General features: G+C 74.5%; 1 protein-coding gene (running past one end of the window). It reads left to right on the forward strand.

The genetic code is table 11. The annotated features are described in order from the left end of the window. Positions 1-12419 carry the 5' portion of an SDR family NAD(P)-dependent oxidoreductase gene (locus tag B446_RS39365; RefSeq protein ID WP_020937656.1) on the forward strand. 736 nt of this gene lie beyond the right edge of the window, so only the first 12419 of its 13155 coding nucleotides appear in the window; the start codon lies at positions 1-3; the stop codon falls past the right edge of the window.

A 12419-nucleotide genomic window follows, 5' to 3' on the forward strand; every position in this document is an offset into this window, starting at 1 on the left:
GTGAACCGTCTGGCTGCTCGCTGCCTTCTCCGGCTGACCGGGGACAACCCGATCGTCGACGACCACCGCGTGCACGGGGTGCGCACACTGCCCGGCGTGACCTTCCTCGACATCGTGTACCGCCTGCTCCGCGAGCGCGGTGTCGAGCCGGGCGACGCCGGGCTCAGTGACATCCTCTTCGTCGAACCCCTCACCACCACCGAGGACTTCGACCGGGAAGTCACGGTCCTGCTGGAGCCCGACGGCGACATCACACATGTCACCGCGACCAGCCGGCGTGTGCGCGACGGCGCCCCGGCCGACGACGGGCGGACCACGCATGTACGGGCCGTCCTCCGCGTCGGCCTGCCGGCCCTGACCGGATCACCGCTCCCGGCGGGAGCCGCGCCACCGCGCGACATCGGCGAGGTCTACACGATCGGCAGGTCGGCCGGGATCGAACACCGCGACTTCATGCGCTGTCACGGCACGATGCGGGTCGAGGCCGACACGGTGCGGGCGCGGCTCGCTCTCGGTGCCGAGGCGCGGGCCACGTCGACCGACTTCATGCTGCACCCGGCCCTGCTCGACGGGTCGACCATGCAGGCGTACGCGCTGGCCTTCGCCGGGGACGGAGCCGACGAGCGGCCCCTGATCCCCCTGCACATCGGAGAGTTCCGCGCGGTGCGGCCGCTCGGCGACACCTGCACGGTGGAGATGCGGCTCACCTCGGCGGGCCCGGCCGCCGACATCGTCAAGGCCGACATCGACCTGTACGACGCCTCGGGCGCGCCGGCCGCCCGATTCACCGGCCTGGTCCTCAAACGGGTCCGCTCCACCGAGGCGATCACCCGGCTCACCGCTTCCAGGGCCGCGGCACCCGCGCCCGTGGCCGCTCCCACGCCGACGCCCGGCGCCTCGCTGCGCGCCGAGATCGTCGAGCTGGTCCGGCAGGTCGCGGCCGACCCGGACCTGCTGGAGGTGGAGGGTGACCGCGGCTTCTACGACCTCGGTCTGGAGTCGACGGACCTGCTCGCCCTGGTGCGCTCCTTCGAGGAGCGGTGGAACATCACGCTGTACCCGACGCTGCTGTTCGAGTACCCCACCGTCGACGCGGTCACGGAGCACCTGGCCGGCCTGATCCCGGACCGGCCGCGCGCCGAGGCGCCGCCGCCCGACGACACCCCGGCCACCACCGCCTGCCTCACCGGCACATGGCAGCCGGCGGCCCGGCCGGACCCGCCGTCGATCGGGTCCCTGCTGGTCATCGGCGACGCCCGGTTGCGGCCGGATCAGATCACCGCACGGCGCGGCCCCGCCTTCCGGCGGCTGGGGGAGCGGGAGTACGAGCTGCGTCCCAGCGCACCGGACGACCTGCGAGCCCTGCTGGCCGACCTGCCCGGCGCCCCCGACTCGGTCGTGCACCTCGCCCCGCGCGCCGACGCCGACCCAGCGGAGGGCGTGGAGACCGCGTGCCGGGAGATGCTGGCGCTCGCCCGGGTACTGCTGGACGCCCCGGTGCCGGTGGTGCACGTCGCTCAGCCGCTGGTCGCCGCCGCGGTGGCCGGAATGGCCCGCACCATCCGTCTGGAGCAGCCGCGGCTGGCCGTGACCGCGGTGGAATGCGTGGGCGACCCCGATCCCCGGGCCGTTCTCGCCGAACTGTCCGGCCACGGCGAGACCTGGGTCCGGCACGACGGCGGCCGGCTCGTGCGTCGCTACCGCGACGCGGCGCCCGGCGGAGCACGGCCGCTCCGGTCCGGCGGTGTCTATCTGATCACCGGTGGCGCGGGCGGCCTGGGTCGGGCGCTCGCCGCGTCCTTCACCGCACAGGGCGCCACGGTGGTACTCGCCGGGCGCACCCCGTCCAAGCAGGTGCCGAACGCCGAGTTCGTACGCGCCGACGTGACCATGGCCGCCGACGTGCGGGCCCTGGTCGACGGGGTCGTCGCCCGGCACGGCCGCCTCGACGGGGTGGTGCACGCCGCCGGGGTCCTCAGGGACGGCCTGCTGGCCGGAAAGTCACCGGAGGACCTGTCGGCGGTGCTGGCGCCCAAGGTGCGCGGCACCTTGCTGCTGCACGACGCGACCCGCCATCTCGGCCTGGACTTCTTCGTCGCCTTCTCGTCGGTGACCGGTGTCGCGGGCAACGTCGGGCAGGCGGACTACGCCGCGGCGAACGCCTTCGTCGACGCGTGCGCACGTGAGTACGGGTTCACCTCCGTCGCCTGGCCGCTCTGGGCGGACGGGGGCATGCGCACCGACGCGGCGACCGAGGCGGTGTTCCGGCGGCAGGGACAGGTTCCGCTTCCGACCGGCGCGGGCCTCGCGGTGTTCGACGCGATCCGGGACCAGCGGGGCGGTGAGGTCGTCGTGCTGCACGGACGCCCCGACCGTGCCCGCCGGGCTCTGGAGCTGCGCGAGCCGGAGACCGGTTCCGTTGCCACGGAACCGGAACCATCCGTGGCAACGGAACCGGAACCGTCCCTGACCGCAGTCCGCGACGCCGCCGCGACGACCGTTCGGGAACCTCTCGCGGCGACCGCGGGCGATCCGCGGCCCTCCGGCCGGGACATCGCCGTGATCGGTGTGGCGGGCCGGTATCCGATGGCTCCCGACCTGGACCGGTTCTGGGCGAACCTGCTCGACGGACGCGACTGCGTCACCGAGATCCCGGAACAGCGCTGGCGGCCGGCCGGCTTCTTCGAGCCGGAGCGGGCCGCCGGGCGCTCGTACAGCAAATGGGGCGCCTTCCTGGACGGGATCGACGAGTTCGACCCCGCGTTCTTCCGGATCACCCCACGCGAGGCCGAGGGCATGGACCCGCAGGAACGGCTGTTCCTCCAGACCGCGTGGCACGCGTTGGAGGACGCGGGCATCCCCCGCGCCGCGGTCGCCGGCCGGCCCGTGGGCGTGTTCGCCGGCGTCATGTTCACCCAATACCAGATGCTCGGCCTCGGCGCCGAGGAACGGCTGCCGGTGCTGCCGACGTCCTTCACCTCGGCGGTCGCGAACCGGGTCTCCTACTTCCTCGACGCGCGCGGTCCCAGCCTCGCGCTGGACACCATGTGCTCGTCGTCGCTGACAGCGCTGCACCTGGCCTGCGAGAGCCTGCGCTCCGGAGAGAGCGAACTGGCGCTGGCCGGCGGCGTGAACCTGATCGTCCACCCGTACAAATATCTGCACCTGAGCCAGGTCGGGTTCGTCTCGTCGGACGGGCGGTGCCGGGCCTTCGGCGCCGGCGGCGACGGGTACGTTCCAGGTGAGGGCGTCGGTGTCGTCGTCCTCAAACCCCTGGCAGCCGCCGTGGCGGACGGCGACCGCGTGCTCGGGGTGATCAAAGGCAGCGCGGTCAACCACGGCGGGCGCGCCGGCGGCTTCTACGTCCCGAACCCGACGGCGCAGGCGGACGTGATCCGGCAGGCGCTGGACCGCGCCGGCGTGGACCCGGCCACGGTGAGCTACCTGGAGGCGCACGGCACCGGCACCGCCCTCGGTGACCCGGTGGAGATCTCCGCGCTGAGCCAGGTCTTCGCAGCCGGCGACACCCGGCTCGGCTCGGTGAAGTCCGGCATCGGACACCTGGAGTCCGCGGCCGGCATCGCCGGGCTGACCAAGGTGCTGCTGCAGCTGAGGCATCGCACTCTGGTGCCCTCGCTGCACGCGCGGCCGGCGAACGAGGCGATCGACTGGGAGCGATCCCCGCTCAGCGTCCAGCAGGACGCCGGTCCGTGGCACACCACCGGCGACGTGCCCCGGCGGGCCGGCATCAGCGCGTTCGGCGCCGGGGGCAGCAACGCCCACGTCGTCGTCGAGGAGTACTCGACACCGGCACCCGGCACCACGGACGGCCCGCAGGTGGTGCTGCTGTCCGCCCGCACCCCGCGGGCCCTGCGCCTGCTCGCCGAGCGTTACGCCGAACTGCCCGCCGGGGACCAGGTGGCGGACCTGGCCGACGCGGCCGGGTTCCCCGACGCCGACCGGGACGCGCCCTTCGAGGAGTTGGGTCTGGACGCGGACGATCTGCGCCGGCTGATGCGGGCCGTGGCCGCCCGAAGCCAAGGACAGCCGCCCCGGGTGGATGCCCAGTCGAGTCTGTCCGCCCTGGCCGCGGCACTGGACGGCGCAGTCCCGCTGGCGGACATCGCCCACACCACGCAGGCCGGGCGCGATGCGATGGCCGAGCGGCTGGCCGTGGTGGCCACCGACGTCGAGGAACTCCGCACGGCTCTGCGGGGCTTCCTGAACGGTGACGAGTCGCGCGTCCACCGCGGACGCGCCACGGAGCCGGTCGACACGCCCGCGTCGGCCGACCCGGACACACTGGCCGCGGCCTGGGTGAAGGGCGCCGCCCCGGACTGGGGCGTGCTGCACCGCGAGCGGCGGCCCCGCAAGACCTCCCTGCCCGGCTACCCGTTCGAGCGGGTGCGCTGCTGGGTCGGGACGGGCACCGACGCAACCGGCGCCACCGGCCGCGGCACCGCTGATGCGCCCGCCGCGGCGGCGCCACGCCCGGCGCAGGTGTCGCTGGGCGCCGACGTTCCGCGGTGGGAGCCCTGTCCCGCCCCCGAGCCGGTGACGCCGGACGGCCCGGTCGTGGTGCTCTACGCACCGGAACGCACGGGACTGGCCGCCGAACTGGCCGCCCGGCATCCCGGCGCGCAGCGCGTCGAGATCGGTGGCCCGGTGACCGTGGACCCGCGGGTGGTCTACCTGCTCACCGGCCCGGCGCCCACGGACGGTTGCGAAGCCTCGCGGGTCGCCGGCGGGGAAGCGGCCGGAGTCCGGGCGCTGGCCGGGTACGCCCGCCGCTGGGCACGGCTGCCCGAGATCGACTGGATCGTGGTCACCGCAGGGGCGGCCGCCGCGCCCGGACGGCGGCTCACCGACCCGTACGCGGCCGGGGTACACGGCTTCGCCCGGGTGCTGGAGAACGAGCACCGCGGGTGGTCGGTCGCCGTCGTCGACCTCGACCCGGCCCACCTGACCGCTGACGTGCTGGTACCGGCGCGGCGCGGAACGCGGATCGCCTGCACCGGGACGACCGCGCACCGGCAGGTGCTGGGCGAGGCGCCCGCGCCGCACGGCCCCGAGCTGCTGCGCCGGGGCGGCCGCTACCTGATCGTCGGTGGCGGCGGCGGTATCGGCCTGGCCCTGGCGCGCAAGCTGGTGGTGGAGTGGGACGCGGAGGTCGTGCTGGTCGGCCGCCGGGAGCGTCCCGACCTCGCGGCCGAGCACCGGATCCGCTACCTGCGCGCCGACGCCTCCGACGCGGGGCAGCTCACCGCGGTACTCGAACAGGCCGGCCCGGTGCACGGGATCATGCACGCGGCGATGGCGCAACGCTCCCGCCTGGTGCGCGACCTCTCCGACGACGACCTCGCCGAGAGCCTGACGGCCAAGTCCGGTGTCGCCGCCGCCCTGGTGGACACCATCGACGCGACGGATCTCGACTTCCTCCTCTTCTTCTCCTCCGCCCAGTCCTTCCTCGGCGAGCCCGGCCTGGCCGGCTACGCGGCCGGATCGACCTTCCTCGACGCCTATGCGCACACCCTCGACGAACGCCTGCCGTACCCGGTCCGGGCCGTCGACTGGGGTTTCTGGGGCACGGTCGGCTCGGTCGCCACCGAGAAGCACCGCGCCGAACTGACCGCCGCCGGATTCCACTCCATCACCCCCGACACCGGCCTCACCGCGCTGACCGAGGCGCTGCGCCGGCCGGCTCCGCAGCTCCTGGTGGTGCCCGGCACGGCCGCCCTGCGGGAGCGGATGACCCCCAGCGAAGGGACGACACCGGCCGTGACACCTGCCGAGGGGCTGTTGACCAGCGCCGACCTGCGCGTCGTCGACGACTTCCACGCCGTCGACGAGAAGATGTCCGCCATCGCCCGCGGCGCCCTGCTGGCCGTGCTGCACGAGATGGGCGCCTGGCAGGGACCCGACCCGGACGCGGCCGAGGTCGCCCGCAGGGTGGGGGTCACCCCCCGCTACGACCGCCTGCTGCACACCCTGCTGACCATGCTCGCCGACGACGGGGTGCTCACCGTCCACCAGAACAGGTTCCGGCCGGATCGGGCCGCGCTCGCCGAGGCCCTCGCCGGCGGGCACGCCGAGCGCCTCGGCGAACTGGCCGCGGCCCATCCGGCGTCCGCGGTCTTCGTCGAGCTGCTACGCCGCTGCCTCGACCGCTACCCGATGCTGCTCCGCGGCGAGTTGCTCGCCACCGACCTGCTGTTCCCCGCCTCGGGCACCTCCGCGATGGAGCGGATCTACCGGGACAACCCGATCAGCGACCTCTACAACGACGTGCTCACCGCGAGGCTGCTGGAGCACGTCGGCCGGCGCCGGGACCGGCTGCGCCCCGGCGAGCGGATCCGGATCGTCGAGGTCGGCTCGGGCACCGGCGGCACCACCGCTGGTCTGCTGCGTGCCCTGGCTCCCCACGGCGAGCACCTGGAGTACTGGTACACCGACCTGTCGGCGGCGTTCCTGGCCCACGGCCGCCGGGAATTCGGCGCGCGCTACCCCTTCGTGCGGTTCAAGCGCCTGGACCTCGACACCGACCCGGTCACCCAGGGCTTCCCCGCGGACGCCTTCGACATCGCTGTCGGCGCGAACGTGCTGCACGCCACCTCGGACGTGAGCCGCGCCGTGCGGCACCTGCGCACCGTGCTGCGCACCGGCGGGCGACTGTTGCTCAACGAGCTGACCACGGTCACCCTGGCCGCCACCGTCACGTACGGACTGTTCGACGGCTGGTGGGCACACACCGACGCACACCTGCGGCTGCCCGGATCGCCGCTGCTGGACGTGGCCGGCTGGAGCGCGGTGCTGACCGGCGCCGGCTACGACGGGTTCCGGGCCCTGCCCACGGACGGTGAGACCAGCCGCAACTTCCAGCACGTCGTCGTGGCCACCGCCGCGGCACGAGCCACCGAACCGGCGCCGGGGACGGCGTCCGGGCGGGTCGCGGCACAGCGGGCCCCGGAGGACGACGGCGCCTCGTTCACCGCCGAGCTGCTGGCACTGACCTCGGAGGCATCAGGCATCCCCGTCGAGGATCTTGACCTGGACACCGAGATCGGTGACTACGGCTTCGACTCGGTCAGCTACGGTCTGCTCGCCGGGCGGCTCAACGACACCTTCGGTCTCGACGTGACGCCTGCCCTGTTCTACGAGACCGCCACCCTGCGCGCACTGGTCGCGCGGCTCGACCGCGACTACGGCGCCACCCTGCGGGAACGGTATGCACGGACCGTACCGGAGGCGACGGAAGCCGAGGCGCCGCCGCGCTCCGCGCCGCAGACCGGACCCGACGACCCGATCGCGGTGATCGGGATGGCTGCGCGGCTGCCCGGCAGCCGAGACCTGGACGACTTCTGGAACCACCTGGTCGCCGGGGACGACCTGGTCACCGACGTGCCCGCGGACCGGTGGGACTGGCGGTCCCTGCCCCCCGACGTCCTGGCCCGGCGCGGCGGCTTCATCAGCGACGTCGACATGTTCGATCCGCTGTTCTTCGGGATCTCGCCGCAGGAAGCCGCCGGTATGGACCCTCAGCAGCGGCTGCTGCTGGAGGGCGTGTGGACCGCGCTGGAGGACGCCGGCCTGCCGCCCGGCACACTCGCCGGCTGGCCGGTCGGGCTGTTCGTCGGCGCGGGGTCCAGCGACTACGACGAGATCCGGCGCCGCTCGGACGTGCCCGTCGACGCGCACGCGGCCACCGCGACCGCGCACTCCATCCTGGTCAACCGGGTGTCCTACCTGCTGGACCTGCGCGGGCCGAGCGAGCCGGTCAACACCGGCTGCTCCAGCTCCCTGGTCGCGATCCACCGCGCCGCCGCCGCGATCCGCTCCGGGGAGTGCGACATCGCGGTCGCCGGAGGCATCAACCTGATCCTGTCCCCGCACAACCACCTGCTGCTCAGCCGCACCGGCATGCTCAGCCCGTCCGGGCGGTGCCGGGCGTTCGACGCCCGCGCGGACGGGTTCGTCCGGGGAGAAGGGCTGGGCCTGGTCGTGCTGACCCGGTTCGGCGCGGCGGGTCGGCACCGGGTACGGGGGCTGCTGCGCGGCTCCGCGGTCAACCACGGCGGCCGGGCCCGTTCGCTGACCGCGCCCAACCCCGCCGGACAGGCCGCGATGATCGTACGCGCCCACACGGAGGCCGGCGTCGACCCGGCGACCGTGGGATACCTGGAGACCCACGGCACGGGCACCGAGCTGGGCGACCCGGTCGAGATCAACGGGTTGCGGCTGGCCTTCGAGGAGCTGGCGGGCCGCCACGCCGGGCTGCCCGGCGCGCCGTTCTGCGGCCTGGGCGCGGTCAAGGCGAACATCGGGCACCTGGAGTCCGCCGCGGGCATCGCCGGGTTGCTCAAGGTCCTGCTGGCGATGCGCCACGGCATCCTGCCGCCGGTGGCCGGGCTGGGCGAGCCCAACCCGCACCTGCGGCTCGAGGGCAGCCCGTTCCAGCTGATCCGGCGGGCGACCCCCTGGCACCGCCCGCCGGGCGGCGGCAGGCGCCGCGCCGGGATCAGCTCCTTCGGCTACGGAGGAGTGAACGCCCATGTCGTGGTGGAGGAGCCGGCCGAGCCGGCGGTCCCGGCGGCGCCGGCCGGTCCGCTGGTGTTCCCGCTCTCGGCCCGGACCCCCGAGGCCTTGCGCCGCTACGCGACCGCGCTGCGTGCCGCCCTGGACTCGGACGTCGAACTGGTGGACGTGGCCCACACGCTGCAGCACGGCCGGGACGCGATGTCCGAGCGGCTGGCGGTGACCGCCGTCGACCGGCCGACGCTCCTCGCGGCCCTCGGCGCGGCGATCGACGGCACCGGACACCCCGCACTGGCCCACCCCGGGGGCGTCACACCGGCCGACCGGTGGGTGGCCGGAGCAGAGGCTGCCTGGCCGGACACCGGTGGCACGCTGATCCCGCTGCCCACCTACCCGTTCGAGCGACGCCGGTGCTGGATCGGCGCGCGGCCGCAGGAGCCCGACGCACCCGGCGCGCCCGTGGGCGTCTACGCTCCGCGCTGGCAGCGCATCGCGGACGCCGGCACCCGCCCGTCGGCCGACGGACCGGTCTGGCTGCTCGGCGGCGACGACTACCCGGCGAGCGACGTGCACCGGGTCACCTCCACGTCGCTGGACGCGTTGCCCACGCCCACCGTCGTGCACGCGGTCGTCACCGGCGGCGAGCCCGCGGTCCGGGAGCTGTTCCGGGTGATCCGGCACCTGCAGACCCGGCCGGCCGGTGCGGGCGAGCTCACGCTGACCGTGGTCACCCGCGCCGCCGCGGCGGTGGACGGGCCGATCACGGACCCCGTCGCGGCGGCCGCCCACGGACTGGTGAAGTCGGCCCGCCGGGAGTGCGAGAGGTGGCGGATCAGCGCGATCGACGTCGGCCCCGGCGACGACACCACGGTCGCCGCCGCCACGCCCGGCGACTACGCGCTGCGCTCGGGTCGCTGGCACCAGCGGGTGCTCCGGCCGCTCGACGACACCGGCGCCCGGCCGGTGTTCCGCGACGGCGGGACGTACGTGCTGGTCGGCGGCGCCGGGGATGTCGGCCTCGACCTGGCCGAGCACCTGGTCCGGGAACACCGCGCGAAGGTGGTGCTGATCGGCCGGACCCGCCCGGACGGCGCCCGGGCCGACCGGATCGCCTCTTTCGACCCCGCCGGCACGTCCGTGGAGTTCCACCAGGCGGACGCGCGCGACGCGGAACGGCTGCGGGCGGTGTTCGACCGGGTCGGCGTGATCCACGGCGTGGTCAACGCGGCGACGGTGGCGCGAGACCGGTCGCTGGCGGCGCTGGACGAGGACTGGTTCGCCGAGGGGCTGAACGCGAAGACCCGGACCACGCTCGCGGTCGCCGAGGCGATCGGCGGCCGCGACCTGGACTTCTTCGCGGTCTTCTCCTCGCTGCAGTCGTTCCTGGGCAATCCGGGCCAGGCCGCCTACGCCGCCGCCTGCACCGCCCAGGACGCGATCGGGCAGGCACTCGCCGCCCGGTCGCCGTTCCCCGTCCGCGTACTGAACTGGGGGCCGTGGTCGGGCTCGGCGCTCACCGAGCGCCACCGGGACCGTCTGGCCGCGGCCGGTCTTCATCCGCTCCCGCCCCGCACGGGCATCGAGGCACTGGCCGGCGTGCTCGGCCGACAGGAGGTTCAGGTGGCGGTCGTGTCGGGTACCGAGCAGGCCCTGGCCGGAATCGGCGTGCCGACGCCCGACCCGGAACCGGCCCCGCCGGCAGTCACGTCGGCCGTTGTGCAGCCTGTCGCGCAGCCCGTCCCGCCGAGTGCCGAACCGTGGCGTGCGGCGGTGGCCGCCGACCTGCTGGCTCTGGTGCGCGGCGTGGCCGGGCTGGGCGCCGCCGAGCTGACCGAGAACGACCAGCTCAGCCGGTTCGGCTTCGACTCCATCATGTACACCAGGCTCAGCCACCAGGTGAACGTGCGCTGGGACCTGGACGCGACTCCGGCGGCGTTCTTCGGCGTGGCAACCGCCGGCGAACTGGTCGCGAAGATCACCGCGGAGTACGGGGAAGAGCTGGCCCGTCACTATCGTCCCGCGGCATCCACCGCTCCGGCCGTCCCTCCGGCCACGGCCGTTCCGCCCGGGCCCGTCGCTTCCCCCGGGCCGATCGCGGGCACCGGAGCCGCCGGGGTGGCGCAGCCCGCCGGTACGGACGACGTCGCCATCGTCGGCATGGCCGGTCTGCTGCCCGGCTCGGACGACCTGGACGAGTTCTGGGCCCACCTGGCCGCCGGCGACGACCTGGTCACCGAGATCCCGGCGGACCGGTGGGACTGGCGACGCATCCACGGCGACCCCGAGCCGGGGGAATTCCGCACCACCGCCCGCTGGGGCGGGTTCCTGCGCCGAGTGGACCTGTTCGACGCGGACTTCTTCGGCATCTCGCCCACCGAGGCGGTCGCGATGGACCCGCAGCACCGGCTGGTGCTCGAAACGACCTGGACGGCGATCGAGGACGCCGGCATCCGGCCCTCCGACCTGGCCGGCACCGACACCGGCGTCTTCGTCGGCAGCAGCACCTACGACTACTTCGAACTGCAACACGCGCTGGGGGTGCCGCTCGACGGCTACAACACCGTCGGCCGGGCGCACGCCATCCTGTCCAACCGCGTGTCCTACCTGCTGGACCTGCACGGCCCGTCCGAGACGCTCGACACCGCCTGCTCGTCGTCGCTGGTCGCCGTGCACCACGCGGCGGAGGCGATCCGGCGCGGGGAGTGCACGGTGGCGCTGGCCGGCGGCGTCAACGTGATCGCGTCGCCGACGCTGTTCGTCGACATGAGCCAGGCCGACATGCTCAGCCCGGACGGCCGCTGCCGCGCCTTCGACGCCCGCGCCAACGGCATCGCCCGGGCCGAGGGGGCGGGTGTCGTGGTGCTCAAGCGGCTCAGCGCGGCCCTCGTGGACGGAGACGTCATCCACGGCGTGCTGCGCGGCAGCGCCGTCAACCACGGTGGGCGCGGCAACTCGCTCACCGCGCCGAACCCGGCCGCGCAGGCCGACTGCATCGTGGCAGCGCACCGCCGCGCCGGGACCGAACCGCGCACGGTGACCTACGTGGAGACCCACGGCACCGGCACCGAGCTGGGCGATCCGGTCGAGATCGAAGGCCTCAAGACCGCCTTCCGGCGGCTGTACGCCGATCACGGCACCGACGGCACCGATCACCGTGTCGCGCTCGGCGCGGTGAAGAGCAACACCGGTCACCTGGAGGCGGCCGCCGGTGTGACGGGGCTGATCAAGGTGCTGCTCGCCATGCGCCACCGTGAGCTGCCCGGCAACCCTCACCTGGAGAAGCTCAACCCGCACCTGCGTCTCGACGGCAGCCCGCTGCATGTGCTGCGCGACCGTGAGCCGTGGCGGCGCGTCACCGGCCCGGACGGCACCGAGGCGCCGCTGCGTGCCGGACTGAGCTCGTTCGGTCTCGGCGGTGTCAACGCGCACCTCGTGCTGGAGGAGTTCCGCACCCGGCCGAGCGCCGGTCGTAGCGGGCCGTACCTGTTCGTGCTGTCCGCCCGCGACGCCGAGCGGCTGCGTGGCAACGCCGAGCACCTGGTCCGCTGGGCACGGGACGCCGACGAGGTGGACCCGGCCGCCCTCGCCTACACGCTGCAGACCGGCCGGGAGGTCTTCGCCGAGCGGCTCGCCGTGGTCGCGGACGACCTCGCCGGCCTGGTGAAACGCCTGGAGGAGTGGCTGGCCGGCGCGACCGCCGACGGCGTCAGTGCGGGCGACGGGCGAGGGACCGGCACGGCGCTGCTGCTGGACGGCCCCGAGGGACGCCAGTACCTGCGCACGGTGGTGGCGGCCGGGAAGCTCGACAAGATCGCCCGGCTGTGGGTGGACGGCGTCGACATCGACTGGGCCGAGCTGTGGCCGGGGGAGCCGATGCGCCGGGTACC

The sequence above is a fragment of the Streptomyces collinus Tu 365 genome (assembly GCF_000444875.1).
GTDB lineage: Bacteria > Actinomycetota > Actinomycetes > Streptomycetales > Streptomycetaceae > Streptomyces > Streptomyces collinus_A.